The sequence below is a fragment of the Streptomyces sp. NPDC014623 genome, assembly GCF_043088245.1.
Lineage (GTDB): Bacteria > Actinomycetota > Actinomycetes > Streptomycetales > Streptomycetaceae > Streptomyces.
The window spans coordinates 83256-109842 of record NZ_JBIBZU010000015.1 but is presented as its reverse complement, the minus strand read 5'-3'; the positions used below and the strand labels follow the sequence as shown (position 1 = coordinate 109842).

25 protein-coding genes and 1 pseudogene are annotated in these 26587 nt (G+C 70.4%); 5 read left to right on the top strand and 21 right to left on the bottom strand.

Features of this window, described 5'->3' with window-relative positions; all coding sequences use genetic code 11:
• Positions 1-50 precede the first annotated feature (50 nt).
• Positions 51-1571 (top strand): alpha-N-arabinofuranosidase, encoded by a 1521-nt coding sequence (locus ACF1FZ_RS23690; RefSeq protein WP_391775386.1) that lies wholly within the window; start codon positions 51-53, stop codon positions 1569-1571.
• Positions 1572-1632: 61 nt separating this feature from the next.
• On the opposite strand, the gene ACF1FZ_RS23685 is transcribed toward ACF1FZ_RS23690, so the two are convergent.
• The 7 genes from ACF1FZ_RS23685 to ACF1FZ_RS23655 form a co-directional block, all read right to left on the bottom strand.
• Complete coding sequence (locus tag ACF1FZ_RS23685) at positions 1633-2790, bottom strand: aldose epimerase family protein (RefSeq protein ID WP_391775385.1); 1158 nt, start codon at positions 2788-2790, stop codon at positions 1633-1635.
• A gap of 28 nt (positions 2791-2818) precedes the next feature.
• Positions 2819-4063 (bottom strand): multiple monosaccharide ABC transporter permease, encoded by a 1245-nt coding sequence (gene mmsB / locus ACF1FZ_RS23680; RefSeq protein ID WP_391775384.1) that lies wholly within the window; start codon positions 4061-4063, stop codon positions 2819-2821.
• Complete coding sequence (gene mmsA / locus ACF1FZ_RS23675; protein ID WP_391775383.1) at positions 4060-5610, bottom strand: multiple monosaccharide ABC transporter ATP-binding protein; 1551 nt, start codon at positions 5608-5610, stop codon at positions 4060-4062. Before mmsA ends, mmsB begins: the two co-directional genes overlap by 4 nt.
• Before the next feature lie 32 nt (positions 5611-5642).
• Positions 5643-6752, bottom strand: a complete 1110-nt coding sequence (gene chvE / locus ACF1FZ_RS23670; RefSeq protein WP_391775382.1) for a multiple monosaccharide ABC transporter substrate-binding protein — start codon at positions 6750-6752, stop codon at positions 5643-5645.
• A 138-nt stretch (positions 6753-6890) separates the two neighbouring features.
• Positions 6891-7874, bottom strand: coding sequence for a hypothetical protein (locus ACF1FZ_RS23665; RefSeq protein WP_391775381.1), 984 nt, complete (start codon positions 7872-7874; stop codon positions 6891-6893).
• 123 nt (positions 7875-7997) lie between these two features.
• The gene (locus tag ACF1FZ_RS23660; protein ID WP_391775380.1) at positions 7998-9017 is read right to left on the bottom strand and encodes a zinc-binding dehydrogenase; all 1020 of its coding nucleotides are present in this window, start codon (positions 9015-9017) and stop codon (positions 7998-8000) included.
• Positions 9014-10168, bottom strand: coding sequence for a mandelate racemase/muconate lactonizing enzyme family protein (locus ACF1FZ_RS23655; protein ID WP_391775379.1), 1155 nt, complete (start codon positions 10166-10168; stop codon positions 9014-9016). The genes ACF1FZ_RS23660 and ACF1FZ_RS23655 overlap by 4 nt, the downstream gene beginning before the upstream one ends.
• A gap of 299 nt (positions 10169-10467) precedes the next feature.
• On the opposite strand from ACF1FZ_RS23655, the gene ACF1FZ_RS23650 reads away from it, so the two are divergent.
• A complete protein-coding gene (locus ACF1FZ_RS23650) occupies positions 10468-11271 on the top strand; it encodes an EI24 domain-containing protein (protein ID WP_391775378.1) in 804 nt (267 codons plus the stop codon).
• Positions 11272-11308: 37 nt separating this feature from the next.
• On the opposite strand, the gene ACF1FZ_RS23645 is transcribed toward ACF1FZ_RS23650, so the two are convergent.
• The 3 genes from ACF1FZ_RS23645 to ACF1FZ_RS23635 form a co-directional block, all read right to left on the bottom strand.
• Positions 11309-13240: a flavin monoamine oxidase family protein gene (locus tag ACF1FZ_RS23645; RefSeq protein ID WP_391775377.1), complete on the bottom strand. Its 1932-nt coding sequence runs from the start codon at positions 13238-13240 to the stop codon at positions 11309-11311.
• A 119-nt stretch (positions 13241-13359) separates the two neighbouring features.
• A complete protein-coding gene (locus ACF1FZ_RS23640; RefSeq protein WP_391775376.1) occupies positions 13360-14358 on the bottom strand; it encodes an aldose epimerase family protein in 999 nt (332 codons plus the stop codon).
• Positions 14359-14363: 5 nt separating this feature from the next.
• Positions 14364-15269 carry an SGNH/GDSL hydrolase family protein gene (locus ACF1FZ_RS23635; protein ID WP_391775375.1) on the bottom strand — a complete coding sequence of 302 codons (906 nt, stop codon included), beginning with the start codon at positions 15267-15269 and terminating at the stop codon, positions 14364-14366.
• 362 nt (positions 15270-15631) lie between these two features.
• Between ACF1FZ_RS23635 and ACF1FZ_RS23630 the strand changes: the two genes are divergently transcribed.
• A complete protein-coding gene (locus tag ACF1FZ_RS23630) occupies positions 15632-16126 on the top strand; it encodes a DUF3145 domain-containing protein (protein WP_391775374.1) in 495 nt (164 codons plus the stop codon).
• Between the two features lie 374 nt (positions 16127-16500).
• Here ACF1FZ_RS23630 and fabF read toward each other — a convergent pair whose 3' ends face one another.
• The 5 genes from fabF to ACF1FZ_RS23605 all read right to left on the bottom strand — a co-directional run bounded on the left by fabF (position 16501) and on the right by ACF1FZ_RS23605 (position 21403).
• Complete coding sequence (gene fabF / locus ACF1FZ_RS23625) at positions 16501-17763, bottom strand: beta-ketoacyl-ACP synthase II (protein ID WP_391775373.1); 1263 nt, start codon at positions 17761-17763, stop codon at positions 16501-16503.
• 79 nt (positions 17764-17842) lie between these two features.
• On the bottom strand, positions 17843-18091 hold the full coding sequence (locus ACF1FZ_RS23620; RefSeq protein WP_014045780.1) for an acyl carrier protein: 249 nt from the start codon (positions 18089-18091) through the stop codon (positions 17843-17845).
• Between the two features lie 63 nt (positions 18092-18154).
• Positions 18155-19186, bottom strand: coding sequence for a ketoacyl-ACP synthase III (locus ACF1FZ_RS23615; RefSeq protein WP_391775372.1), 1032 nt, complete (start codon positions 19184-19186; stop codon positions 18155-18157).
• Positions 19187-19199: 13 nt separating this feature from the next.
• Positions 19200-20114 (bottom strand): ACP S-malonyltransferase, encoded by a 915-nt coding sequence (locus ACF1FZ_RS23610; protein ID WP_391775371.1) that lies wholly within the window; start codon positions 20112-20114, stop codon positions 19200-19202.
• A gap of 89 nt (positions 20115-20203) precedes the next feature.
• Positions 20204-21403: a helix-turn-helix domain-containing protein gene (locus tag ACF1FZ_RS23605; RefSeq protein ID WP_325751129.1), complete on the bottom strand. Its 1200-nt coding sequence runs from the start codon at positions 21401-21403 to the stop codon at positions 20204-20206.
• An 80-nt stretch (positions 21404-21483) separates the two neighbouring features.
• On the opposite strand from ACF1FZ_RS23605, the gene ACF1FZ_RS23600 reads away from it, so the two are divergent.
• Positions 21484-22152: a pirin family protein gene (locus ACF1FZ_RS23600; protein ID WP_391775480.1), complete on the top strand. Its 669-nt coding sequence runs from the start codon at positions 21484-21486 to the stop codon at positions 22150-22152.
• A gap of 111 nt (positions 22153-22263) precedes the next feature.
• On the top strand, positions 22264-22983 hold the full coding sequence (locus ACF1FZ_RS23595) for a permease prefix domain 1-containing protein (RefSeq protein ID WP_391775370.1): 720 nt from the start codon (positions 22264-22266) through the stop codon (positions 22981-22983).
• Positions 22984-23214: 231 nt separating this feature from the next.
• On the opposite strand, the gene ACF1FZ_RS23590 is transcribed toward ACF1FZ_RS23595, so the two are convergent.
• The 6 genes and pseudogenes from ACF1FZ_RS23590 to ACF1FZ_RS23565 all read right to left on the bottom strand — a co-directional run bounded on the left by ACF1FZ_RS23590 (position 23215) and on the right by ACF1FZ_RS23565 (position 26511).
• On the bottom strand, positions 23215-23649 hold the full coding sequence (locus ACF1FZ_RS23590) for a hypothetical protein (protein WP_391775369.1): 435 nt from the start codon (positions 23647-23649) through the stop codon (positions 23215-23217).
• 252 nt (positions 23650-23901) lie between these two features.
• Entirely contained in the window at positions 23902-24303 is a 402-nt protein-coding gene (locus ACF1FZ_RS23585; protein WP_391775368.1) for a hypothetical protein, read from the bottom strand.
• Between the two features lie 58 nt (positions 24304-24361).
• Positions 24362-24886: an HAD domain-containing protein gene (locus ACF1FZ_RS23580; RefSeq protein ID WP_391775367.1), complete on the bottom strand. Its 525-nt coding sequence runs from the start codon at positions 24884-24886 to the stop codon at positions 24362-24364.
• Between the two features lie 22 nt (positions 24887-24908).
• Complete coding sequence (locus ACF1FZ_RS23575) at positions 24909-25436, bottom strand: GNAT family N-acetyltransferase (protein ID WP_391775366.1); 528 nt, start codon at positions 25434-25436, stop codon at positions 24909-24911.
• Positions 25437-25703, bottom strand: a complete 267-nt coding sequence (locus ACF1FZ_RS23570; protein ID WP_391775365.1) for a DUF397 domain-containing protein — start codon at positions 25701-25703, stop codon at positions 25437-25439.
• Positions 25663-26511 (bottom strand): annotated as a pseudogene (locus ACF1FZ_RS23565) (helix-turn-helix domain-containing protein). The gene ACF1FZ_RS23570 and the pseudogene ACF1FZ_RS23565 overlap by 41 nt, the downstream one beginning before the upstream one ends.
• Between the last annotated feature and the right edge of the window lie 76 nt (positions 26512-26587).

Below are 26587 nucleotides of genomic sequence, written 5' to 3'. Positions count from 1 at the left end.
CCGTTCGAGGTTACGATCAGTATTCGAAATATCGAACAAGTGAGGAAGCCATGACCCGCACCGCGCGCTTCACCCTCGATCCGGCCTTCACCGTCGGCGACGTCGACCCCCGGCTCTTCGGCTCCTTCGTCGAGCACCTCGGCCGCTGTGTCTACGACGGCTTGTTCGAGCCCGGCCACCCGTCGGCGGACGAGGCCGGGCTGCGCACCGACGTCCTGGATCTCGTCCGTGAACTCGGTGTCACCGCCATCCGCTACCCCGGCGGCAACTTCGTCTCCGGCTACCGCTGGGAGGACAGCGTCGGGCCCGCCGACGAGCGACCCCGCCGCCTCGACCTCGCCTGGCGCTCCACCGAGACGAATCGTTTCGGCCTCTCCGAGTACATCGACTTCCTCAGGAAGATCGGCCCGCAGGCCGAACCGATGCTCGCGGTCAACCTCGGCACCCGCGGCGTCCAGGAGGCCATCCAGCTCCAGGAGTACGCCAACCACCCGTCCGGCACCGAACTCTCCGACCGCCGCGCCGCCCACGGTGACAAGGACCCCTTCGGGATCAAGCTGTGGTGTCTGGGCAACGAGATGGACGGGCCCTGGCAGACCGGCCACAAGACCGCCGAGGAGTACGGACGGCTCGCGGCCGAGACGGCACGCGCGATGCGGCAGATCGACCCCTCCGTCCAGCTCGTCGCCTGCGGGTCCTCCAGCCGCGCCATGCCGACCTTCGCCGCCTGGGAGGCGACGGTCCTCGCCGAGACCTACGACCTCGTCGACTACATCTCGCTCCACGCCTACTACGAGGAGACCGACGGTGACCGCGACTCCTTCCTCGCCTCGGCCGTGGACATGGAGTCCTTCATCGAGAGCGTCGTCGCGACCTGCGACCACGTGGGGGCGCGCCTGAAATCCACGAAGAAGATCAACCTCTCCTTCGACGAGTGGAACGTCTGGTACCTGAGCCGCTACCAGCAGGAGGCGGAGGAGAACCCGCTCGACTGGCCCGAGGCCCCGAGGCTGCTGGAGGACAACTACAGCGTCACCGACGCCGTCGTCTTCGGCAGCCTGCTCATCGCGCTGCTGCGCCACGCGGACCGGGTCACCGTCGCCTGTCTCGCCCAGCTGGTCAATGTGATCGCACCGATCATGACCGAACCCGGAGGGCCGGCCTGGCGGCAGACCACCTTCTTCCCCTTCGCCCAGGCCGCGCGGTACGGAAGGGGCCAGGTCCTGGACGTACGGGTGGACTCGCCCACCTACGCGACGGCGAAGCACGGCGAGGCGGACCTGCTGCACGCCACCGCCGTCCGGGACCCGGAGACGGGGGCCGTCACGGTCTTCGCCGTCAACCGGAGCCAGGACGCCGTGCTGCCGCTCGAAGTGGCCCTGGCGGGACTGGATCTGGACCGGGTGGCCGAGCACCAGGTCCTCTCGGACACCGACCCGGAGGCCCGTAACACCCTCGCCGACCCCGAGCGGGTGCTCCCGCACGCCGCCGAGGGCACCGAGCTGGCGGGCGGCACGCTGAAGGCGTCCCTGGAACCGCTGTCCTGGAACATGATCCGGCTGGTCCGGTGACGGCGGACGGCGCCCTTCCCCGGTCAGGGGGAAGGGCGCCGTCCGGTCGGACGGGAAGGACTCAGCGCGCCGAGAAGGCGTGCACCGTCGTCGAGCGGAAGGTCTCGCCCGGCCGCAGCACCGTCGAGGGGAACGACGGCTGGTTGGGGGAGTCCGGGAAGTGCTGGGACTCCAGGCAGAACGCGTCCCCCTGGCGGTAGACCCGGCCCGAGGTTCCGGTCAGCGTGCCGTCGAGGAAGTTCCCCGTGTAGACCTGCATGCCGGGCTCCGTCGTGTACATCTTCATCACCCGGCCGGAGCCGGGGTCCGTCACGGTCAGCGCGTACTCCGGGCGGGCCGTGACCCCCTTGTCCAGGACGTAGTTGTGGTCGATCCCCTGCCCGTGACCGATCTGCTCGTGCGGGGTGCGGACGGCCTCCCCGAGGGCACGGGAACGGCGGAAGTCGAACGGCGTACGCGCCACCGGGGCGAGCTCGCCCGTCGGGATGAGCGTCGAGCCGACCGGCGTGTAGCGGGCGGCTGCCAGCTCCAGCAGATGACCGTCGACGCTGCCACTGCCCTCGCCCGCCAGGTTGAAGTAGGTGTGGCTGGTCAGGTTGAGGACGGTGGCACGGTCCGTGGTCGCCGTGTAGTCGATGCGCCAGTCACCCCGGGAGGTGAGGGTGTAGACGACACGGACGGCGAGCGTGCCCGGGTAGCCGGCCTCGCCGTCCGGGCTGGTCCGGGTCAGGACCAGTCCGACGGTGCCGCGTGAGGTGAACGGCTCGACGTCCCAGACCCGCTTGTCGAAGCCCTGGTCGCCGCCGTGCAGGCTGTTCGGGCCGTCGTTGACCGGCAGCTGGTGCGTGGCACCGTCGAGGGTGAAGCGCCCTTCGGCGATGCGGTTGCCGTACCGGCCGATCAGCCCGCCGAAGTACGGGGACTTCGCCACGTAGTCCGGGAGGTTGCCGAAGCCGAGCGAGACGTTCGCCGTGCGGCCCCTGCGGTCGGGGATCTCCAGGGACTGGACGACACCGCCCCAGGAGAGGACCTTCAGCCGGGTACCGCCGTTGGCGAGGGTCCAGCGGTGCACCTTCGTCCCGTCGGAGAGGGTGCCGAAGAGCTCCTTGGACGGGGTGCGCGCGGTGGCCGCGGCGTGCGCGGCCGGGGTGCCGGCGGCCACGGTCAGCCCGGCGGCTGCCGTGGCCGCCAGGACGGTGCGTCTGCTGGTTCCGGTCATGGAACGACTCCTGTCGGAAGAGGGGAGGTCACGAGCCGACCTTGCGCTTGTTCCAGACGTCGAAACCGACGGCGGCCAGCAGGACGAGACCCTTGATGACCTGCTGGTAGTCGGTGCCGATTCCGACGAGGTTCATACCGTTGTTCAGCACGCCCAGGACCAGACCGCCGATGATCGCGCCGAGGACCGTGCCGACGCCGCCGCTCATCGACGCGCCGCCGATGAACGAGGCGGCGATGGCCTCCAGTTCGAAGTTGAGGCCCGCCTTGGGGGAGGCCGCGTTGAAGCGGGCGGCGAACACCAGTCCCGCGAGGGCCGCGAGCATGCCCATGTTCAGGAAGACGAGGAAGGTGACCTTCTTGTCCTTCACGCCCGACAGCTTGGCGGCGGGCAGGTTGCCGCCGATGGCGTAGATGTGGCGGCCGATGATCGCGTTGCGCATCAGGTAGCCGAAACCGACGACCAGCACACCGAGGATGAGCAGGACGACGGGGGCGCCCTTGTAGCTGGCGAGCAGCAGCGTGACGACGAGGACGGCCGAGACCAGTGCGACCAGCTTCAGCACGAACAGCTTGGCCGGCGGCACGTCCAGGGCGAACTCCTGCTGCCGCTTGCGGTCCCGGACCTCCTGGAGCACCACGAAGACGATCAGCGCGAAGCCCAGCAGCAGGGTGAGGTTGTGGTAGTTCGTCTCGGGGCCGACCTCGGGCAGGAAGCCGTTGGCGATCTTCTGCAGGTCCTTCGGGAAGGGGCCGAGGGTCTGGCCCTCCAGGAAGATCTCCGTCAGCCCGCGGAAGAGCAGCATGCCCGCGAGGGTCACGATGAACGACGGTATGCCGAGATAGGCGATGAAGAAGCCCTGCACCGAGCCCGCGACGGCACCGATCGCCAGGCAGAGCACCACGGCGAGCGGCCAGGGGAGACTGTGCTCGACCATCAGTACGGCGGCCATCGCGCCGATGAAGGCGGTCAGCGAGCCGACCGAGAGGTCGATGTGGCCCGCGATGATGACGAGCATCATGCCGATCGCGAGGATCAGGATGTAGCTGTTCTGCAGCACCAGGTTGGAGACGTTGCGCGGCAGCAGCAGGTCGCCGTCCGACCACACCGCGAACAGCACCACGATCAGGCCGAGGGCCATCAGCATGCCGTACTGGCGCATGTTGCGGCGCATGCCGCCGAGCACCAGCTGCAGCAGGCTGCCGCCCGAGGCCGGTCCGCCCTTGCCGGGCGGTACGGGTGCCGGGGTCTTGGCGGTCAGGTCCGTGCTCATCGCGTTACCTCTTTGTCCTTCGTCATCTGACGCATCAGCGCTTCCTGCGAGGCCTCGGCCCGCGAGAACTCACCCGTCAGCCGTCCCGCGGCCATCGTGTAGATGCGGTCGCACATGCCGAGCAGCTCCGGCAGTTCGGAGGAAATGAAGACGACCGCCTTGCCCTGGGCGGCCAGTTGGTCGATGACCGTGTAGATCTCGTACTTGGCGCCCACGTCGATGCCGCGCGTGGGCTCGTCCAGGATCAGCACCTCGGGACCCGCGAAGATCCACTTGCTGAGGACGACCTTCTGCTGGTTGCCACCGGACAGCTTGCCCACCGGCTCGAAGACGGTCGGTGCCTTGATGTTCATGGACGTGCGGAAGCCCTCGGCGACCTGCCGTTCCTCGTGCTCGTCGACCACGCCCCGCTTGGCGACCTTGCCCAGCGCGGTCAGCGAGATGTTCCGGTTGATGGTGTCGATGAGGTTGAGGCCGTAGTGCTTGCGGTCCTCGGTGGCGTACGCGATGCCGTGCCCGACCGCCTCCGGGACCGACTTCGTCCGGATCTCGGTGCCGTCCCTGAGGACGGTGCCGCCCGCGTAGCGGCCGTAGGAGCGGCCGAAGACGCTCATCGCCAGCTCGGTCCGGCCGGCGCCCATGAGCCCGGCGATACCGACGATCTCGCCGCGCCGCACCTCGATCGAGACGTCGTCGACGACCTTGCGCTGCTGGTCGATGGGGTGGTGCACGGTCCAGTTGCGGATCTCCAGGGCGGGCGCGGTCCCCTCCTCGGGGTGGTGCGGTGTCCGCTCCGGGAAGCGGTTCTCCAGATCGCGGCCGACCATTCCGCTGATGATCCGGTCCTCGGTCGTCTCCGCCGCCTTCACGTCGAGCGTCTCGATGGAGCGCCCGTCGCGGATGATCGTGACCGAGTCGGCGACCCGGCGGATCTCGTTCAGCTTGTGCGAGATGATGATCGAGGTCATGCCCTGTTCCTTCAACGAGAGGATCAGGTCCAGGAGTTTGCCGCTGTCCTCGTCGTTGAGCGCCGCCGTCGGCTCGTCGAGGATGAGCAGCTTCACCTTCTTCGACAGTGCCTTGGCGATCTCCACCAGCTGCTGCTTGCCCACACCGATGTCGGCGACGCGGGTCTCCGGGTGCTCGTCGAGACCGACCTGGCGCAGCAGTTCACCGGCGTGCCTCAGGGTGTCGTTCCAGTTGATCAGCCCGCGCCGGGCGTGCTCGTTGCCGAGGAAGATGTTCTCCGCGATGGAGAGGTACGGCACCAGCGCCAGCTCCTGGTGGATGATCACGATGCCGTGCTGTTCGCTCGCCCGGATGTCCTTGAACCGGCAGGTCTCGCCATCGAAGAGGATGTCCCCTTCGTAGCTGCCGTGCGGATGGACCCCTGAGAGCACCTTCATCAGGGTCGACTTGCCGGCGCCGTTCTCTCCGCAGATGGCGTGGACCTCGCCCTGACGGACGGTCAGCGTGACGTCCGAGAGCGCTTTGACACCGGGAAAGGTCTTGACGATCGAGCGCATTTCCAGGACGGGTCCCGCCATGGTCTTGCCTTCCAATCCTTGAGGGGGCCCGGTTACTTGAGGTCGTTCTCGGTGTAGTAGCCGTCGTCCACGAGGGCTTCCTTGTAGTTGGCCTTGTCGACGCTGACCGGCTGCAGCAGGTAGGCGGGGACGACCTTGACGCCGTTGTCGTACGACTTGGTGTCGTTGGTCTCGGGCTTCTTGTCGTTCAGGGCGGCGTCGACCATGCTCGAGGCGACCTTGGCGAGCTTGCGCAGGTCCTTGTAGACGGTCTGGGTCTGCTCACCCGCGATGATGGACTTCACGGAGGCGAGCTCCGCGTCCTGCCCCGTGACGACCGGCATCGGCTTGGCCTCGGTGCCGTAGCCGTCCGACTTCAGGGCGGAGAGGATGCCGATGGAGATGCCGTCGTACGGCGAGAGCACGGCGTCGACCCGGGTGGAGCGGTAGCTGGACGTCAGCAGGTCGTCCATGCGCTTCTGCGCGGTGCCGCCGTCCCAGCGCAGGGTGGTGACCTGGTTGAGGGCGGTCTGCTTCGACCTGACGACCAGCTCGCCCTTGTCCACGTACGGCTTGAGGACGTTCATCGCGCCCTGGAAGAAGTACTTGGTGTTGTTGTCGTCGTTGGAACCGGCGAACAGCTCGATGCTGAAGGGGCCCTTCTTGCCGTCCTCCAGGCCGAGCTTGTCCACGATGTACGTGCCCTGCAGCTCGCCGACCTTCTCGTTGTCGAACGAGGCGTAGTAGTCGACGTTCTCCGTGCCGAGGATCAGCCGGTCGTAGGAGATCACCGGGATGCCGGCGTCCTTGGCCTGCTGCAGCACGTTGTTGAGGGACTTGTTGTCGATCGCGGCGACGATCAGGGCGTCCACGCCCTGCGTGATCATGTTCTCGATCTGTGAGACCTGCTGGTCCGGGTCGTCCTCGCCGTAGACGAGCTTGGTCTTGTAACCCTTGCCCTTCAGCTCCTTCACGACGTTGGCGCCGTCGGAGATCCAGCGCTCGGAGGACTTCGTCGGCATCGCGATGCCGATGGTGGCACCGGCGGCGCCACCCTTGTCCTCCTCACTGCCGCCCTCACCGCTCTGACCGCAGGCGGTCAGGGTGAGGGCCAGGGAGGCGGCGGAGGCCATGGCGGCGAGTGCGGCTCTGCGGTTGCGCATAGTCATCATCCTTGATGGGGGACAGGCTCGTTCCGGTGGCGCGGGCCCGCCCGGAAAGCTGCGGTCGGACGGCCGGGAACGGGTGTGTGGGATTGTGCGCGGCTGTGTCTTCTTCTGTGGAGCGAAGTGTCCGGAACGTTATGAGGAGATCCCGAACCGGTTGAGCGGGCCCGGCAGCCGGCTGCCGAGCGGAGCCATGTCCCCGTCCGCCCCGTGCCGCGCGAGCAGGTCCAGCGCGAGCCTTCCGCGCCGCACCCGCTCCTTGGCCGTGGACAGCGCCAGCTCCCGCAGGTGCTGGCCGTACGGATAGATTCCGGGAGACCTGGACAGGCCGAACTTCAGGTAGAGCGGTGCGCCGCGCCGGATCAGTTCGGCGACCTCGTACATCCGCACGTAACCGCCGAGATCGTCCGGCGCCTCGATGTAGAGGTCCATCGGGGCCCGCGAGACCCGGCGGATCTCGGTGAACTGGGCGAGCGTCAGGTCGGACGGGACGTTGATCGAGTCGGCGCCGAGCTGCTCGAACACGGCGTACGAGGCCGGGTTCACCGGTCCGATGAGCGCGGACACCTTGAAGGTGGTGTCCGCGGGCAGGACCTCCTGTTCACGCAGCCTGTGCAGGGTCCACAGCACGCCCTCGTCCGCCACGAGCAGGCACTTCACACCCAGTCCGGTGGCGCGCAGGGCGTCCTCGACACAGCCGGCCAGGGCGTCGTGGCCGCGGGAGCGCAGCCCCGCCCCGCCGGAGTCCGTGCGGACCGAGGCGCCGGTGTCCCAGGTGCCGCGCGGTCCCGTGAACAGGCAGAGCTCGATGTCCCGTTCGGCGCAGCCCTCCACCATCTCGGTGATCTCCGCGTCGGTCAGCATCCAGATGCCGCTGCCCTGGCTGATGCGGTGCACCGGGACGTCGAGCCTCGCGGACTCCTTGAGCACGACGCCGAGGGCCTCCGGTCCTTCCACGGACGGCACCTCGGTGCGCCAGCTCCCGCCGCCGGGGAAGGAGTGCGGGGAGGCGTCCGCCGGGGACAGGGGCGCCGGGCCGAGACCGAGCGCGGTGAGTGCGGCGTCACCGGGACGGCGGACGCCGGCGGCACCGGGGGGAGAGACAGGGACGTCGTTCACGGCTGGTCCTTCATGTTCGGTATTTCGGACGACATTCGGTTCTTTGGGAGTGCGCCGGTGAGTACACCGGTACGGAGGCGGCCAGGGTGCCGCCGCACCGGTCTGCGGCTCAGGTCGGGGCCGTCACGGCCGCAGCAGCACCTTCCCGGTCTCCGGATCCCCGGAGCCCACCAGCGCCACGGCCTCGGTGAACCTCTCCAGCGGGAACTCGTGGGTGATCAGCGGAGCCGGATCGAGCAGCCCGGCCGTGAACGCCCGCACCGCGTAGGACCAGGCGGCCGAGGGCGCACCGAAGACGCTGCGCACGGTGAGCTGGCTCAGCGACAGGTGCACCGGGTCGATGCCCACCGCACCGGGGGTGAACATCCCGGTCAGGACCACCCGCCCGCCGCGACGCGCCAGCAGGCAGGCGCCGGCCGCGGTGGACGGCGCTCCGGCGGTCTCCACGACCAGGTCGTAGCGGCCCCGCACCTCCTCGGCCTCCTCGGGTACGCGGGCCTCGCCGGCCCCGAAGTCCAGTGCCAGGGAAGCGCGTTCCTGCCGTGGGTCGATCACGGTGAGCTCCGCGGGCGACACCGCCGCCAGCAGCTGCACCGCGAGCAGGCCGAGTGTGCCCGCTCCCAGTACGGCGATCCGCTCACCCGGTTCGGGCGCCCCCGCCCGTACCGCCGCAGCGATCACCGCGGCCGGCTCCAGCAGGGCGGCGGCCCGCAGATCCGCGTCGTCGGCCAGCGGGTGCAGCAGCCGTGCCGGGACCACCAGGTGGTCGGCGAACGCCCCGGGCCGGGTGAACCCCGTCTCGTCGTACCCCGCCGTGCACAGGGAGGTCTCCCCGTACCGGCACCGCTCGCAGCGCCCGCACGCCCGGAAGCCCTCGGCGACCGTGCGCCGTCCGGTCAGCGCGGGGTCGACGCCCTCGCCCACCGCGTCGACGGTCCCCGACCACTCGTGGCCCGGCACCACGGGGTAGCGCACGTAGGCGGGGTCCCGGTGGCCGTCGTACACCTCGCGGTCGCTCATGCAGATCCCGGCGGCGGCCACCCGCACCCTGACCTCGCCGGGCCCCGGCTCCGGGAGCGGCCCCTCGTCCAGCCGGTGACTGCCCGGCCGGTCGACGGTCAGCGAGCGGGATACGGAGGTCACTTGGGCTGCCTCTTCTCCCAGCCGTCCGCCCACAGGTCGAACCGTGCCTGCTGCTGCGGGAACTCCGCCGCCGCGTCCACGTCCAGCTCCACGCCGAGGCCGGGGGCGTCGGAGAGCTCGAAGCAGCCGGTGGCGGGGTCGACCGTCGGGGCGCCCTTGACGACCTTCTTGATGTCCGCGTCCGCGAAGTCGTTGAAGTGTTCCAGGATCTTGAAGTTGGGCGTGCAGCCCGCGACCTGGAGGCTGGCCGCCGTCAGCACCGAACCGCCCACGTTGTGCGGGGCGACCAGCGTGTAGTGGGTCTCCGCGGTCGCCGCGAGCTTGCGGGTCTCCAGGATGCCGCCGATGTGGCCGACGTCCGGCTGGATGATGTCGACGGCCTGCGACTCGAAGAGCTCGCGGAACTCGATGCGGTCGTGGATGCGTTCACCGGTCGCGATCGGCAGATCGACCTTCCCGGCGACCTTGCTCAGCGCCTTGAGGTTCTCCGGCGGCACCGGCTCCTCCAGCCAGGCGGGCTTGAACGGCGCCATCTCACGGGCGATCCGCACCGCCGTCGACGGGCTGAACCGGCCGTGCATCTCCAGCATCAGCTCGGTGTCGGGCCCGATGGCGTCCCGCACGGCCTCGATGAGGGACACGGCGTAACGCGTCTCCTCCTGGCCCAGCTCGAAGTGCCCCGTGCCGAAGGGGTCGATCTTCAGAGCCCGGTAACCGCGCTCGACGACTCCCTGCGCCGCCTTGTGGTACGCCTCGGGGGTGCGCTCGGTGGTGTACCAGCCGTTGGCGTAGGCCTTGACCCGGTCGGTGACCTTCCCGCCCAGCAGCTGCCAGACGGGGACACCGAGCGCCTTGCCCTTGATGTCCCAGCAGGCCATCTCGATGACCGCGATGCCGGACATCACGATCTCCCCGGCGCGCCCGTAATCGCCGTACTTCATCCGGTTGACGAGGTCCTCGATCGCGAACGGGTCCGAGCCGGTGATGTGGTTGGCCGACGCCTCGCGCAGGTAACCGAGCAGGGCGTCCGTGCGGCCCAGCATCCGTGTCTCACCCACACCGGTGAGGCCCTCATCGGTGTGAACCTGCACGTAGGTGAGGTTGCGCCACGGCGTGCCGACGACATGCGTGCTGATTCCGGTGATGCGCACGAGTGTTGCCTCTCCACGTGTTCGGTATTTCGTCGCTCGTTCGAAATGCTGGCGTGACCGTAATGACGGGCCAGGGGAAGTGTCAATGGTTCGCGTAAGACCGGCCGGCACATGAGGGACGGAAGAAGGAGCGGGCCGGGTGCGGGCGGCTGCAGGGCGGAGGGCCGAGCCGGTCGGTCCTCCCCTGTTCGGGGCGGGCCGAGGGCTCGGGGAGGACCGACGGCAACGCCGCAGGCGTGCGGGCCCTGTTCCGCGACGCCGCTCCTCCGCGTGCCGGCCGGCCTGGGTACGCTGACGCCATGAGCGATCTCGGGGCGGGTTTCGGTTACTTGGTCAAGGGCCAGCGCTGGGCCTTCGGGCACGGCCGGTGGTTCGGCTTCGGCCTGCTGCCCGCCCTGGTCACCCTCGTCGTCTACGCGGGCGCGCTGGTGGGACTGGGCTACGGCGCCGACGACCTCGTCGCCTGGGCCACCCCGTTCGCCGACGACTGGTCCTCGCCCTGGCTCGGGCTCCTGCGCAACACCCTGGTCGCCCTGGTCTTCGTCTTCGGGCTGTTCCTCGCGGTCATCACCTTCACCGCGGTGACCCTGCTGGTGGGCCAGCCGTTCTACGAGTCGCTCTCCGAGGAGGTCGACCGCAGCGAGGGCGGCGAGGTACCCGAATCGGGTCTGCCGCTCTGGCGCGAACTGTGGATCTCCGCGCGCGACTCCGTCCGCATCCTGCTGCGCGTCGCGCTGTACGGGGTGGTGCTCTTCGCCCTCGGGTTCGTCCCCGTCATCGGGCAGACCGTGGTCCCCGTCCTCGGCTTCTGCGTCTCCGGCTACTTCCTCTCCGAGGAGCTCACCTCCGTCGCCCTCCAGCGCCGCGGCATGGTCCTGAAGGACCGGCTCGCGCTGCTGCGCGGCCGCCGCATGATGGTCCTGGGCTTCGGGGTCCCGCTCGCGCTCGCCTTCCTCGTGCCCTTCGTCGCCGTGTTCCTGATGCCGGGTGCCGTCGCCGGGGCCACACTGCTGGCCCGGGAGCTGACGGCGCCGCCCGCGGCGGCGCCGGTGCCGGCCCCGGCCCCGGCGCACGAGCCGCACTCACTGCGCAAGGGCCGGTGAGGCCGCCGGACCGTCCGGCCCGGCGGCCTGCCGCCCGTCAGGCGCCGTGGACCTCCAGCGCGGTCCGGACGGCGGACTCCAGGGCGCCCTCGATCCAGGCCGGCTTGACGGACGTGTGGCAGCCGGCGAAGTGCAGCGGCCCCTCCGGGGCGCGGACGTCGGGGAACAACTCGGTGTGCTGGCCCGGCAGCAGTACCGACGCCTCGCCGTACGCGTACGGGTCGCGCATCCAGGACTGGGTGCGGCCCACGCCCGTGTAGAACACCTCGATGCGCTGCCCGTACACGTCCTGCACCCCGCCCAGGGTGCGCGGATAGCGCTCGTCGTCGTCCAGCGAGTCCCACTTCAGGGCGTCGTCGGCCCAGCTGTACGAGGCGAGCAGGACCCCGCCCCTGCTGCCCTCGACCGGGTGTGAGGGCTGGTACATGAACCGGTTGGCGTTGTCCGTCACCGAGCCGCCGCCGATGACGCGGGCCGCCTCCGGCTGGTTGCGTGCGGTGGCCCGGCAGGCGGCGTAGTGCACCCGCTGGCCGGGCGGGATGTGGCCGTGCGGTACGGAGGGGTGCGCACCCAGCAGCGAACCGTCGGCCGGAGCCCTGCCCAGCCGGTAGGCGTCGTACAGGCCGGGGCGCACGGCCTCCAGTTCACGCTTCCAGTCCGCCTCGTCGAACTCCCACCAGCGGCGGCTGAATTCGAGCAGCACCTTGGTCGCCGCGTCGTAGTGGACCTCGGTGACCGCCCGCCGCTTGCCGTACGACAGCGCGGGAGTCACCGGAATGTGCCGCAGCCCGGAGAAGGGCACCGTGATGATCGCCCGGTCGCCGGTGAAGGTCTCCCGGACGACGGGGCCGGCCCGGCCCTCCGAGACCGTCTCGACGCGCACCCCGTCCTTGCCGTGGCCGATCCGGGTGACGCGGCGGTCCAGGCGCACCAGGCCCTTCACCTGCGCGTACATCGCGTCGGCCAGGGTCGCGGTGCCGTCGGGCAGCTCGAAGAAGGAGGTGGCGGGGCTGATCAGCGAAGCCCCGATGAAGCTGTGCAGGAACGCGAGGTGGAGGCGCGAGGTCATGTTCTCGACGGTGCCGATGAGATCGATGGTGCGCTCGTCGAGCTTGGCCGCCTCGGTCAGGTACCGGTACATCGACCAGTGCCCGTACCGCTGGAGGATCCGGGCCCAGCCCTCGACCAGGGCCGTTCCCTCCTTGCCCTCGATCTCCTCGCGCACGGGGGCGAAGGCGTCGCGCACGATCTGCGAGGCGGGGGTGTTCTCGTGGGCCGCGGGCACGCCGAAGGACCGGTTGACCGCCTGCGGCTTCGCCGCGTAGTCGGCGCGGCGCATCCGGACACCGTTGACGTGGATCCAGGTGCGGTTGGCGGGCCGTCCCTCGCCGTCCACGTCGACCAGGTGGAAGCGGCGCGTCTTCAGCCCGAGGTGTGCCATCAGGCCGGTGACCAGCGGGTGGCTGTCCGGAATGCGCATCGCGCCGGCCTCGGCGTACTGCTTCGGATCGGCGAAGGGCGGGGCCGACTTCTCGTGACCGCCGGTTCGGAAGGTCTTGATGCGTCCGCCGACACGGTTGCCGTTGGCCTCGATCACGGTGACCTTGTGACCGGCCTCGTGCAGCAGCCGCGCCGCGGTCAGCCCGGCCGGCCCCGCGCCGACGACCAGCACCTTCTTGCGTGCGCCCCGGGTGCGGGGCAGGCCCTTGCCCAGCAGGACCTCACGGTAACGGGGCACCAGGTCACGGTCGTTCCCGTCGCGCACGAGGATGGCGCGGGCGACGGTGAGACAGGTCTCCCAGTCGGATCCGGGCGCCGCTCCCGGAGCGGCGGCAGCGGTCCGGGGCGTCGCGGCGCCCGCGGAAGGGGTGACGGCGGTGACGGCGAGGGCCGCTGCCCCGGCCGTGACACCCGCGATCAAGGAGCGGCGGGACGTGGAAGCGAGTGGCGGTCCATCAGGTGTGGTCATGCCGATCACCCTGATGGCAACCGCCCTGCGGACGCGCCGGATCGGCGCCGGTTCACCCGCCGGTGATCATGGGCATGTGCGTGTTGACGCGGGCCGTAGCCCGCCGGCCCCGGGCGTCCTCAGCGCACCGAGAAGCCGTACACCGTGGTGGACGTGAACTCCTCGCCCGGCCGCAGCACCGTGCTCGGGAACTCCGGGTGGTTGGGCGCGTCCGGGAAGTGCTGCGTCTCCAGCGCGATCCCGGCGCACGGCACGAACGGATCCCCGCCGAAGTGGTCGGCGGTGTACAGCTGGAGCCCCGGTTCCGTGGTGCGCACGGTCAGCAGACGGCCCGACCCGGGGTCGTACAGCTCGGCGGCCGGCTCCCCGCCGGTCTCCTCCAGCGCGTAGTTGATGTCGTAGCCCGGGCCCACCGGCTTCGGCTCCCGGAAGTCGAACCGGGTCCCCTCCACCGGCAGGAACTCACCCGTGGGGACCGACTCCGCGTCCCCGGGGGTGATGTGCCCGGCCGCCAGGCGCAGTTCGTGCCCGAGCGCGCTTCCGCTGCCGGCCCCGGCCAGATTCCAGTACGTGTGGTTCGTCAGGTTCACCACGGTCGGCGCGTCCGTCGTCGCCCGGTAGGCGATCCGCAGCGCGCCGTCCCCGTCCAGGGTGTACGTCACCGAGACCTCCAGGCGCCCCGGGAAGCCCTCCTCGCCGTCCTCGGCGACCAGGGAGAGCCGCACACCGTCCGGCACCTCCCCGGCGCTCCACACCCGCTTGTCGAAGCCGCGCTCACCGCCGTGCAGGGTGTTACGGCCCTCGTTCCGCGTCACCCGGTGCGTACGCCCGTCCAGGACGAAGGAACCGCCCGCGATCCGGTTCGCGTACCGCCCGACCACGGCGCCGAAATAAGGGCTCGTGTGCGTCTCGTACCCCTTGACGTCCGGCAGCCCCAGGGCCACCTCGGCCCGGGTGCCGTCCCTGCCGGGCACCGCGACGGACTGCACCACCGCGCCGTACGTCAGCACCCGCACCCGGGTGTCCCGGCGCTCCAGGGTCCAGCGCCGGACCGGCGTGCCGTCCGCGAGCGTGGAGAAGTCTTCGCTGTGTACCGCTGCACCCGTCGTCACGATCAAGAACCTTACGCCGGGGGGCCGGCCGCCGTGACATTGCGGTAAGCGATTTCTGCCAGCCTGGCCTGCCCGTTGCGGCCGGGGTGGAACCAGTCCCATTCGCTGAGCTGCTCACCGGTGAACCGGTAGTCGAACACCGCCCCGCCGTCGTAACGGCAGCGCTCGTCCCGCGCGCAGACGTCCCGCAGCGCCTCGTTGTACGCGACGACCCTGTCCTGCACCGCGTCCCGCCGTGCGACGGCCGCGGCGCCCATGTCATCGGCGTCGCCCAGCATCGACCGGCAGATCCCCAGCTTCCAGATCTGCTTGCCCAGCGGATTCCCGCGGCCGGTCGACCAGAGCCGCTTGAGGTCGGGCACGCTCGACACGTAGACCTGCGCCTTCGGGGCCGAGGTGCGCAGCTGCCGCATCGACGCCTCGAAGGAGGCCCGGAAGCCGGCGACCGGAGTCATGAGATCCACCGTGTCCCGGCAGGCGTCGTTCGCGCCGATCATCACCGCGACCAGCTCGGGACCGTTCGCCGCGGCCAGCGCCATCTGTTCCGGCAGCTGCGCCATCCTCGCCCCGGAGACCGCGTGGTTCCAACTGTGCGAGGCGGCCTTCGACGCCCCGAGAAGACGTACGGCCAGGCTCCTCACCCCGTTGTCCGTGCCGGTCGCCCAGGACACCTCGGGGCAGTCGGCCAGCACCGCGCAGGCGTCGAAGCCACGGGTGATGGAATCGCCGACGGCTGCGACGGAGGCGGGGCTCGGGTCCCACGCAGGCGAGGGCGAAGGGCTCCGGGACTCCGTGGTGCTCCGGGCGGCGCCGCCGTCCGAGGTGCAGCCCGAGAGCGCGGCGGCACCGGTCAGCGCGACCGCCGCCAGGGTGACGGCGGCGCCCCGGACACGACGGGGTGACGAACGCTCAGGCATCCTTGCTCCCCTTTCGGCCACGCGGGTGATCGTGCCCCTGGCGCAACCGGACAGCCCCAGGTGGCGGGCCTCCGCGCCCTCACGGGTGAATGCTCTGCGAATCATGGCCCCGGGACCGACCGTACGTCACGCGGTCACTCCCGGGGCACGGTAGCTTTTCCCCGTCGAACCAGTGGCACCCGGCCGACACGCGTACGAAACAGCTGTTCCGGTAAGTTGTCTCATGTCACATACCGTTCCTTTTCAGGAGATTCACTCCCGATGCTGTTTACTGATGACAACCTCGGGAGCCGACCGGGAAGAGGCGGTGCGGGCGTGAGGCCGCTGGGGAAGGCGAACCTCGTCCCACACTGGAGGTCCCGGTGACGACACGTGGAGTCCTTTACGTCCACTCCGCACCGCGCGCGCTGTGCCCGCATGTCGAATGGGCGGTGGCGGGTGTGCTGGGTGTGCGGGCACAGCTGGACTGGACCAGGCAGCCAGCCGCGCCGGGCACCTGGCGGTCCGAGTTCTCCTGGAAGGGCCGTGCCGGCACGGCCTCGGAGCTGGCTTCGTCCCTCCGCGGCTGGGAGCTGCTGCGCTTCGAGGTGACGGCGGAGCCCTGTCCCACGGCGGAGGGCGAGCGCTACAGCTCCACGCCGGGCCTCGGCATCTTCCACGCGGTCACCGGCATGCACGGTGACATCCTGGTCCCCGAGGACCGGCTGCGGGCCGCCCTGGAACGGTCCCTGCGGGGCGAGGCGGACCTGGAGGCGGAGGTCGCGAAACTCCTGGGCAAGCCGTGGGACGACGAGCTGGAGTCCTTCCGCCACGCGGGAGAGGGCGCGCCCGTGCGGTGGCTGCACCAAGTGGTGTGACGCGGGCTCTCCCCGGCCCGGCTCCCTCGGGGCAGGGGGCGCGGAAACGTTTGCCCGCCGTCTCCGGCGGCCGCGCCGGTGACCGCCGTGCGAACCACGGGCAGTCCGTCACCCCGGGGCGGGGAGCCCCCGCCGGCCCGGCTGGGCGGCTCCCTGCCGTCCGGCAGCTCGACGTGTGCATGTCTTTCCCCCTCGCCGGCCGAACGGGTTGAGGGCGCTGCCCAGCTTCTTCGCGCCGTCGGCGATGCCGTCCCCGGTGTCCGAGGCCTTGTCACCCCCCGTTCCCGGCCGGCCGGCCCCACGAGCGGACCGCACGCATGCAGGAGGCCCGCCTCCCGGGGCGGGAAGCGGGCCTCGCGGCAGGAGAGCTCGGGTCAGACCGAACGGAACGCCAGGACCACGTTGTGGCCGCCGAAACCGAACGAGTTGTTGATCGCGGCGATCGGCCCCTCCGGCAGCGCCCGCGGCTCGGCACGCACGATGTCGGCTTCGACCGCCTCGTCGAGGTCGTCGACGTTGATGGTCGGCGGCGCCGTCCGGTGGTGCAGCGCCAGCACGGTCGCCACGGTCTCGATACCGCCCGCGCCACCCAGCAGGTGACCCGTCATGGACTTGGTGGCGGAGATCGCGACGTGGTCCAGGTCGTCACCCAGCACCGCGCGCAGCGCCTTGATCTCCGCGACGTCACCCTGCGGCGTGGACGTGGCGTGCGCGTTCAGGTGCACGACCTCCGACGGCTTCAGGTCCGTGGAGTCCAGCAGGTTCTGCATCGCCGCGGCGATACCGCGCCCGGTGGGCTCGGGCTGCGCGATGTGGTGGGCGTCGGCGGACAGGCCCTGGCCCAGAACCTCGCAGTAGACCCTGGCGCCCCGCGCGGCGGCGTGCTCCGCGGACTCCAGGATCACCACACCGGCGCCCTCGCCGAGGACGAAGCCGTCACGGGCCGTGTCGTACGGACGGGAGGCCTTCTCGGGCTCGCCGTTGCTCTTGGACATCGCCATCATGTTGGCGAAAGCCGCGATCGGCAGCGGGTGGATGGCCGCCTCGGTGCCACCGGCGACGACCACGTCGGCGCGGCCGGTGCGGATCATCTCGACGGCGTAACCGATGGCCTCGGCTCCCGACGCGCAGGCGGAGACCGGGGTGTGCACACCGGCCTGGGCGTTGACCTCCAGGCCGACGTTGGCCGCCGGGCCGTTGGGCATGAGCATGGGCACGGTGTGCGGGGAGACGCGGCGTACGCCCTTCTCCTTCAGCACGTCGTACTGGTCGAGCAGGGTGATCACGCCGCCGATGCCGGAGGCGATGACCGAACCCAGACGCTCGGGCTGGATCTTCTCGTCCTCACCGGCCCTGCCGGTGAAGCCCGCGTCGGCCCACGCCTCGCGGGCCGCGATCAGCGCGAACTGCGCCGAGCGGTCCAGCTTGCGGGCGAGCGGACGGGGCAGGACGTCACCCGGGTCGACGGCCGCGAGGGCGGCGATCCGGACGGGCAGGTCGGCGAAACGTTCGCCCTCGAGAGGCTTGACGCCGGAACGGCCGGCTACCAGACCTTCCCAGGTCGATGCGGAGTCGCCACCCAGCGGAGTGGTTGCGCCGATACCGGTGACGACCACGGTGCGATTGGTCGGGCTCACTGGAAAATCTTCTCCACGTGTAGAGGGTCGTGAATCAGCGGCGCCACCGCCGGGTGGCGACACACGGAACGGGCTGGGATCAGCCCTGGTGCTTCAGGATGTAATCGGCGGCGTCGCCGACCGTCTTGAGGTTCTTGACGTCCTCGTCGGGGATCTTGACGTCGAAGCGCTCCTCGGCGGCGACGACGACCTCGACCATGGACAGCGAGTCGACGTCCAGGTCGTCGGTGAAGGACTTGTCCAGCTGGACGTCCTCGACCGGGATACCGGCGATCTCGTTGACGATCTCGGCGAGACCGGTGACGATCTCTTCCTGAGTGGCGGCCATGTTGGCGCTCCTTCGATGTGTTTCTGCGGGGTTCTGGTGGACGGACCGAAAGGTCCGGTGTGCCTAGGGGAGGGTAACGACCGTCGCGGCGTAGACGAGACCCGCCCCGAAGCCGATGATGAGCGCCGTGTCGCCGCTCTTGGCCTGGCCGGTCGCCAGAAGCCGCTCCATCGCGAGCGGGATCGAGGCGGCCGACGTGTTACCGGTGGTTTCCACGTCACGCGCGACCGTGACGTGTTCCGGCAGCTTGAGCGTCTTCACCATCGAGTCGATGATCCGCATGTTCGCCTGGTGCGGAATGAAGACATCCAGGTCCTCCGGGGAGATCCCGGCCGCTTCCAGCGCCTGCTGGGCGACCTTGGCCATCTCGAAGACGGCCCAGCGGAAGACCGCCTGGCCCTCCTGCGTGATGGCCGGGAACTTGACCTCGCCCCGTTCGTTGAGCGGAAGGTTCGAGACGTCGCCGATGTGGAAGTCGTTCCACGCCACGGTCTGCTTGATCGTCTCGGACTTGTCGCCCTCGGAGCCCCAGACGGTGGGGCCGATGGCCGGCTCCTGGGACGGGCCGACGACGACCGCGCCCGCGCCGTCACCGAACAGGAAGGCCGTCGCGCGGTCCTCCAGGTCGGTGAGGTCACTGAGCCGCTCGACGCCGATGACGAGCACGTATTCCGCCGAGCCCTCGACGATCATGCCCTTGGCGAGGGTCAGGCCGTAACCGAAACCCGCACAGCCGGCCGAGATGTCGAAGGCGGCGGGCTTGCCCGCGCCGATCCGGTGCGCGATGTCGGTCGCGACGGCGGGGGTCTGCTTGAAGTGGGAGACGGTGGAGACGATCACTCCGCCGATCTGCGCGGGGGTGATCCCGGCGTCCGCGATCGCCTTGCCGGAGGCCTCCACGGACATCATGGACACGGTCTCCTCGTCGGAGGCCCAGTGCCGGGTGGCGATACCGGAGCGGGAGCGGATCCACTCGTCGGACGAGTCGATCGTCTCGAGGATCACCTCGTTGGGCACGACGCGGGTCGGGCGGTAGCCGCCGACACCCATGATCCGTGCGTACGGGGCGCCCTTGCTGGGCTTGATCTTCGACATGCTCTCGGGCTCCTTAGGCGCCTGCGTGCTCGGAGATGAGCGCGCGGGCAGCGTCGAGGTCGTCGGGGGTCTTGAGCGCGAGGGTCTTCACGCCGGGCAGCGCGCGCTTGGCGAGCCCGACCAGCGTCCCGCCGGGCGCGGCCTCGATGAGAGCCGTGACACCGAGCCCGGCGAAGGTCTCCATGCACAGGTCCCAGCGGACCGGGCTGGCGACCTGGCCGACGAGCCGCGAGATGACCTCGTCGCCGGTGGCGACCGTCTTCCCGTCCGCGTTCGACACGTACGTCACCTTCGGGTCGGTGACCGTCAGGGCGGAGGCGGCGGCACGCAGCTTCTCCACGGCCGGGGCCATGTGGTGCGTGTGGAACGCGCCGGCCACCTTGAGCGGCACCACGCGGCGTACGCCTTCGGGCTTGTCCTCGGTCAGCGCGGCGATCTGTGCCGCGGTGCCGGCGGCGACGATCTGCCCGCCGCCGTTGACGTTGGCCGGGGTGAGCCCCAGCTTCTCCAGGTGCGGGACCGTGATCTCCGGTTCCCCGCCGAGGAGCGCGGCCATGCCCGTCTCGGTGACCGCGGCGGCCTCGGCCATGCCGAGCCCCCGGGTGCGTACGAAACGGAGTGCCGCCGCGTCCTCGATGACACCGGCCAGCGCGGCGGCGGTGATCTCACCGACGCTGTGCCCGGCGACCACGCCGGGCGAGGCGTCCAGGGCCGCGGCGGAGAGGAGACCGGCGGCGACCAGCAGCGGCTGGGCCACAGCCGTGTCGCGGATCTCGTCCGCGTCGGCCTTCGTGCCGTAGTGGGCGAGGTCGAGCCCGATGGCGTCGGACCATCCCGCGATGCGGTCGGCGGCACCGGGGAGTTCGAGCCAGGGAGTCAGGAAGCCGGGCGTCTGAGCGCCTTGGCCGGGAGCGACGAGTACGAGCACCCTCACACTCTCTCTTGTGGACGGCCTCGGACGCCCGTGGGGACAGGGACGAAGAACCGTCGGGGGAATTGTTGAAGTTCGACAAAAGTCTAGGACTGAGTGTCTCCGGCGGCCAAGCGCCCCAGGATGAGGGCGATTCGCAGAGTGAACGCGGAACGGACGTCGGAAGGAGACCAGCCGGTGACGTCGGTCACACGTCGCAGCCGGTAGCGCACGGTATTGGGGTGCACGAACAGCATGCGTGCCGCGCCCTCGAGGCTGCTCGCCTGCTCCAGATAGACACTCAACGTCTCCAGAAGTGCTGAACCCGCTTCTTCGAGCGGTCTGTAGATCTCCTCCACCAGCTGATCGCGCGCGGCCGGATCACCGGCCATCGCACGCTCAGGAAGGAGATCGTCCGACAGGACGGGCCTCGGAGCGTCCTGCCACGCCGAACAGGCCTTCAGACCGGCGGCCGCGGCCTGCGCGGACCGGGTGGCCGCGAGGAGGTCGGGCACCACGGGGCCGGCGACGACCGGACCGGCCGCATAGGGGCCGATCAGCGACTTCGCGACGTTCAGAGGGTTGTCGCTGCCACCCGCGATCACGACCAGACGGTGTCCGAGGACCCCGGTCAGGACCTGGAGCTTGGCGTGCCTGGCCGCCCGGCGGATCGCCTCCACGGTCAGCTCGCTGTCACCGTCGGGAGCGGTCCCGAGGACGACGCACACGTGCTCGGGGGAGTTCCAGCCGAGGGCGGCGGCCCGGGAGACGGCACCTTCGTCCGCCTCGCCGGACAGCACCGCGTTCACCACGAGCGACTCCAGCCGGGCGTCCCACGCCCCGCGGGCCTCGGCGGCCTGCGCGTACACCTGGGCGGTCGCGAAGGCGATCTCGCGGGCGTAGACGAGCAGCGCCTCGCGCAGCGCCGACTCGTCGCCGGGCGCCGCGACCTCCTCGATGGCGGTCTCCATGACCTCGATCGTCGTACGCACCATCTCGACGGTCTGCCGGAGGGTGATCGCCCGGGTCAGCTCGCGCGGAGCCGTGCCGAAGACATCGGTGGAGATCGCCTGTGGTGTCTCCGGGTGCCGGAACCACTCGGTGAACGCGGCGATACCGGCCTGGGCGACCAGGCCGATCCAGGACCGGTTCTCCGGTGGCATCGCCCGGTACCACGGCAGCGTCTCGTCCATACGGGCGATGGCGTTCGCGGCCAGCCGGCCGGAGGACTGCTCCAGCCGTTTCAGGGTCGCGGCGTGGAGATGGGCGGCATGCGAGGCGGGCTGCTCAGGATCGGGTCGGGGCACGACACAAGACTGCCTTATCGGGACAGGGGGCCGGAGGGGTGGGGCGGAAGGCCGCCCGGCGGGGATACCTTGGGGGCGTGATGGACGTACGCCGCTCCGGGGACCGGTTCCGCGGCGGGGACCCGGCCACGGGTGACTCCGCCGGCATCGAGACGCTGCACGCGTTCTCGTTCGGGCGGTTCTACGACCCGGACAACCTGCGCTTCGGGCCGGTCCTGGCCTGCAACGAGGAACGGCTCGCCCCGGGCGCGGGCTTCGACGAGCATCCGCACAGTCACACCGAGATCGTCACCTGGGTGGTGGAGGGCGAGCTCACCCACCGCGACTCGGCCTCCCACGCCACCGTCGTACGGACCGGGGACGTCCAGCACCTGAGCGCGGCAGCCGGGGTGCGGCACGTGGAGCGCAACGACGGGGAACACCCGCTGACGTTCATTCAGATGTGGCTGGCCCCCGTGGAACCCGGAGGGGAGCCCTCGTACACGCACGTCGCGGGGATCGCGGACTCCACCCCCTACGCCCTCCCGGAGGCGGGCGCGACGCTCCACGTGTGCCGGCAGTCCGAGGGCGGGCGGACCGCCGTACCGGACGCGGCGGGGGTGTACGTCCACGTCGTGCGGGGCGAGGTGGGACTTGGCGACGAGCAGCTGGGGGAGGGTGACTCGGCGCGGATCACGGAGCCCCGGGACCTGGAACTGGTGGCGCTGCGGGACGCCGAGGTGCTGATGTGGGAGCTCGGCTCGGTGTGACGCGTCACGACTCCCTCCCCAGCAGTCCGGGTCCGAGCGCCTTGACCACCGTGTGCGCGCTACGGCGGTCAGCTCCGTCCTCAACCCCGCCACCCCGCCCGGGCCGGCCACATGAGCGCGGGCCGGCCGGCCGGCCCCGTCGCGGACTACGAGGCAGCCCTGCACGGGCCCCGGGAGGCCGAGGCCCGTATGGTCGAGGACCTGTGCGACGGCCTCGCGGAGACGGCCGAGGCCCATGCCGGGGAGGGCGTGCCCTACCAGCAGGCCGTCCGCCTGGCGGTGCGGGACTTCGGGGCCGCCGAGGAGATCGCGCCGGTCTGCCAGCGTGAACCGACCATCGCCCAGGCCCGGCACACGGCCCGGACGGTCATCCTCGTCGCGCTCTTCCTGATCGCCTGCTGGTACCTGGCCCGGACGTCCGGCCTCCCCGGAACGGCCTGGCAACTGCCGCGTACGGCCCAGTCGCTGGCGGTGTATCTGGCCGCCGTCGCGATCGCCGCCGCGCTGCTCGCCGCGTCGACGCTGGCCGCCACGGGCACACTCGCCCGTCGACTGCCCACGCCACGCCGGCTGCCCCTGGTGGTCGCATGGGCGGGCACCACGACCAGCGTCACCACGGCGGTCGCGACTCTCGCGCTCGCCGTCGCCGCCGCGCTCGCCACGGACTGGCCGCTGCTCGCCCTGGCCGGTGCCCTCTCGGCCGCCTCGCACGCCGTGGTGGCGTCCTCGGCCCGCGCCAGCCGCCGCTGCGCCCGCCTGATCCTCGTCCAGGGGCCGGGGGCACCCGGTGCCCGGTCCTGTCGACCCGGCGATCTCGACGGTGCCAGGTGAGAGGAGTCCGCTCTTCTCGGACCGGTGGTAATAGTCAGTTCTGCTTTCAGGTACGCGCGACGAGGACGACGGTCTGATGCGTCGTGGACGATCGTCAGCGAGGGAGATGGCGAGGGCAGGGGTGGCAGCGACCCCGGTGGGGGCCACGGCCACATCACGGGAGCCACTCGCTGAGTGCGACGTGAGGAGGCCGCAGGGGGGCCGCCGCCCGGCGGCCCCCCTGCGGCCTCCTCACTTGGCCTTCATGTCGCCGGCGATCATGGACGTGGTGGACGCCAGACGGCCGATGCCCTTCTGTACCTCGCGTATGCCCGCAGAGGCCCGTGCCTCGTCGTTCTTGCCGGCTCCGGCGACGCACTCGTCGCCTCCGTGCTCGAACGCCGTCAGGGCTTCCTCCCAGAAGCCCCGGGCGTTCTCGCTCGGGAGGGTGCCGAGCTCCTTGGCTTCGTCCACCTCTGTCAGCAGCTCCTCGCAGGCGCTGCTCCAGACATCCATCGGGCGGACACTCACCTCGTTGACCCGGCCCGAGGCGTCGGAGAGGGCCTTGATGCTGCTCTCGCCCCCTGAGGACCACCAGTCCTCCAGGTCTTCGGCCGGTGTCGAGCTACAGCCGACGAGCAGCGCCCCGGCGGCGGCGGTCGCGAGCAATCGGACGTGAAAACGCATGAAGCCCCCTTGTTCGGTCGTGCTGATGCTGTCAGGAATGACCCGGCCGGGTACGAACAAAGCGGGAACTGCGGGCAGGCGCCGAGGATCCCGACCAGCTCCGGTCCTCCGGCCCCCGGCCGACCGGCATCGCGGGCCGCCGGCCGGCTACTGCTTGCCGGTGCCGACGGGGTCCACCACGACCTCCTGGCCCGGCGCCGCCGCTGACTCGCGGCGGGTATCCACCCGGGCCGGCGTACCCCTCCGGAGTGCTCAGCCCTTGGGTGTCCGCGCCGGCCCGTCCAGTTCGCGCATGGCCTGCCCGTGGGAGCTCATCCGGCGCGACACGGTGCCGATGGTGAAGAGCCCCACCCCGGCGGCCGACACCGGCAGGGAGACACCGAGCACCGCTATGGCCTCGGGCCAGTCCCGTTCGTCCGCGCAGTGATCTCCGTTCCTGAGGCCCTCGTTGGCCGTGCCGCGATCGGTGAACAGACGGGACTCGCATTCCGCCGGATAATCGTCGTCGGGCACCTCGTCCACCTCGTACGGCATGAGCAGCAGTACGGCGCACCAGGCCCACAGCAGCGCGGCCAGGGAGAGCAGGACCAATCCCCACGTGCGTGTCTTCCCTGCCCGGGCCCGGAAGTCCTGGTCATAATCACGTGATCGCATAGCGGCCGAATCTATCGGAGCCCCCTCGCGGGGAGCCTGCCCGGTGTGACCGGCGGGATCAGCCCCCGGGAAGCCTCAGCCAGTCGTCCAGGGCAGTGAAGTCCGCGTCGGTGAGGCCTCGCCAGGCATCGACGCGAAGGAGGAGAGCCCGCCCCGGGTGGTGCGCCTCCACCCAGGCGCGGTCGGTGTCGTTGATCTCGTCGTCGACCCAGGCGAAGGGGCGTCCCGCGGCCCACCGGAGGAGGGCCGGGGTCTTCCAGTGGAGACCGTCGGTCCCGACCGCAGGGGGCGGTTCCGGCCGGCTCACGACGGGCAGTTCGGGCAGACCGAGCCACGGCGCGACGCACTCGTTCGCCTCGGACTCCCACGTCGTGGCCCACACCAGCTCGCACGGCAGCGCCCTCAGCCGGGGGCCGAGGTCCGGGTCGATCCTGGCAATCAGCGGATTCCCGCCGGTGCCGCCGGCTCCTTGCTCCGGCTCGAAGACCGGATACCCGTCCGGGAGTTGGCGCCGGGTCGCGCCGAAGGGGATGAGCGGACCATCGACATCGAGGAAGAGGAGCGGCGGCGCGGAATCGGACATGCCTGGAAGGTAACGCCCTCGGTCAGTCCCAGTCCGCGTCGACGTAACCGAGGCGCCGGTTCATCGCGATGACGCCCGTGTTCGCCGGGTGGTGGATGGTGCGTACGCGGTCCACTCCGCACAGGGTCGCGAACCCGATGCCGTACGTCTTCATGGCGAGCGCGACGCCCCGGCCCCGGTAGGGGGCCCTGACCCCGGTCATCTCGTTGAAGACGTGCCCCGACGCGCGGCGGTCCGAGGTCGCCGCCATACCGCACCACTCGTCACCGTCGAGTGCGATCACGACACCACGAGGGTCGTAGGAGGGCACGGCGAGCCGCCGCTCGACGTACTGGTCGTAGGTGTGGAACGCGCCGCGGCCGGGGATGTCCGCGGAGCACTCCTTGTTGAGCTCGTACAGGCTGCGCCACCGGCTTTCGGTGTCGCCCAGCTCGGCCATCGTGGTCAGCCGGATGCCCGCGTCGCGGCAGCGCTCGACGTACGGGGCGAAGCGGGCGGCCCGGAAGGCGGTGACGTCCAGCTCCAGCTTCACCCAGCGGACGTCCGGCACCTACCGCAGCCCGTCCACGAACGCCTGCCAGGCGTCGGCACCCAGGACGAGGACGGGACCGGCCGGGTTCTTGCTGTCGCGGACGGGGACGGAGGCGGAGCAGCCGTCGGCCACCTCGACGCAGTCGCCGCCGTTGGTTCCGCTGTACGAGGACTTCCGCCAGGCGGCGCCGCCGGTGACGGTGCACTCGACGCACTCGCCGCCGGTGCTCCCGCTGTAGCTGGACTTACGCCACACCGCGCTCTTCAGGTTCGGACCGGTCGCCATAACGCTCCTCCATCACACGGGTGATCAGTGCCGCGGAATCCTCGACGGAGAGGGCGGCGGCCTGCAAATGAGCGTAACGGCGCGCGGCCTCCCTGATGGTCTCGGGGTTGGCGGTCATGTGGCCGGAGATGAGGTCCTCCGTGTAGATGATGTCCGGGTCCTTCTCGAATCGCATCGCCGTGAACGAGCCATCCAAGCTTGTGTGTTCACCCATGACGAACGGCAGCACCTGGATCCGCATCCACCGGTGCCCGGTGAACTCCAACAAGCGGGCGAGTTGGTTCCGCAAGACCTCGTGGCCGCCGATCGGCCGGTGCAGCACCGCCTCGTCCAGGATCGCCCAGGCCAGCGGCGGCTGTTCCCGCTCCAGAATCCGCTGACGTTCCATCCGGGCTGCGAGGAGGCCGTCCAGATCGTCTGGCATGCCCGTCGTCAGCACCGCTCGCGCGTACTCCTCCGTCTGCAACAGCCCGTACACCAACTGCGCCTGTTACGTGGAGATGTACGTCGCCTTCGCCTCCATGTCCGCGTACTGCTGGAACCAGGTCGGCAACTGGCTCCGCAGGACCAGGCCGACCAGCCGCGAGAACACCCCGTCCGTGCCGAGCGCGGCGTCCAGGCGCTCCGAGAAGTCGCGGGTCGGCACCTTCTTCGTCGTCTCGATCTGGCCGATCAGCGAGCCCGTGCAGAAGATGATCTCGCCGAGCTGGCCCTGTTTGAGGCCGTTGGCCTCCCGCAGGCGGCGCAGCTCCCAGCCGTAGTAGTCCAGAGGAGAAGCGCTGGGGTCGAGTGACTGCACGTTGGCCACAGCGGGGTGCCTCTCGCTTCAACGCCTGGCGGCGTTCGTTTCGGGTCGTAGCCGAGAGTAATCAAACCAGTGCACT

What these genes read in the sequence shown, in the direction of transcription:
- ACF1FZ_RS23690 (WP_391775386.1), top strand. Translation starts at nt 51, where the DNA reads ATGACCCGCACCGCGCGCTTCACCCTCGATCCGGCCTTCACCGTCGGC.
- ACF1FZ_RS23685 (WP_391775385.1), bottom strand. Translation starts at nt 2,790, where the DNA reads ATGACCGGAACCAGCAGACGCACCGTCCTGGCGGCCACGGCAGCCGCC.
- mmsB (WP_391775384.1), bottom strand. Translation starts at nt 4,063, where the DNA reads ATGAGCACGGACCTGACCGCCAAGACCCCGGCACCCGTACCGCCCGGC.
- mmsA (WP_391775383.1), bottom strand. Translation starts at nt 5,610, where the DNA reads ATGGCGGGACCCGTCCTGGAAATGCGCTCGATCGTCAAGACCTTTCCC.
- chvE (WP_391775382.1), bottom strand. Translation starts at nt 6,752, where the DNA reads ATGCGCAACCGCAGAGCCGCACTCGCCGCCATGGCCTCCGCCGCCTCC.
- ACF1FZ_RS23650 (WP_391775378.1), top strand. Translation starts at nt 10,468, where the DNA reads ATGAGCGATCTCGGGGCGGGTTTCGGTTACTTGGTCAAGGGCCAGCGC.
- ACF1FZ_RS23645 (WP_391775377.1), bottom strand. Translation starts at nt 13,240, where the DNA reads ATGACCACACCTGATGGACCGCCACTCGCTTCCACGTCCCGCCGCTCC.
- ACF1FZ_RS23635 (WP_391775375.1), bottom strand. Translation starts at nt 15,269, where the DNA reads ATGCCTGAGCGTTCGTCACCCCGTCGTGTCCGGGGCGCCGCCGTCACC.
- ACF1FZ_RS23620 (WP_014045780.1), bottom strand. Translation starts at nt 18,091, where the DNA reads ATGGCCGCCACTCAGGAAGAGATCGTCACCGGTCTCGCCGAGATCGTC.
- ACF1FZ_RS23615 (WP_391775372.1), bottom strand. Translation starts at nt 19,186, where the DNA reads ATGTCGAAGATCAAGCCCAGCAAGGGCGCCCCGTACGCACGGATCATG.
- ACF1FZ_RS23600 (WP_391775480.1), top strand. Translation starts at nt 21,484, where the DNA reads ATGGACGTACGCCGCTCCGGGGACCGGTTCCGCGGCGGGGACCCGGCC.
- ACF1FZ_RS23595 (WP_391775370.1), top strand. Translation starts at nt 22,264, where the DNA reads ATGAGCGCGGGCCGGCCGGCCGGCCCCGTCGCGGACTACGAGGCAGCC.
- ACF1FZ_RS23590 (WP_391775369.1), bottom strand. Translation starts at nt 23,649, where the DNA reads ATGCGTTTTCACGTCCGATTGCTCGCGACCGCCGCCGCCGGGGCGCTG.
- ACF1FZ_RS23585 (WP_391775368.1), bottom strand. Translation starts at nt 24,303, where the DNA reads ATGCGATCACGTGATTATGACCAGGACTTCCGGGCCCGGGCAGGGAAG.
- ACF1FZ_RS23580 (WP_391775367.1), bottom strand. Translation starts at nt 24,886, where the DNA reads ATGTCCGATTCCGCGCCGCCGCTCCTCTTCCTCGATGTCGATGGTCCG.
- ACF1FZ_RS23570 (WP_391775365.1), bottom strand. Translation starts at nt 25,703, where the DNA reads ATGGCGACCGGTCCGAACCTGAAGAGCGCGGTGTGGCGTAAGTCCAGC.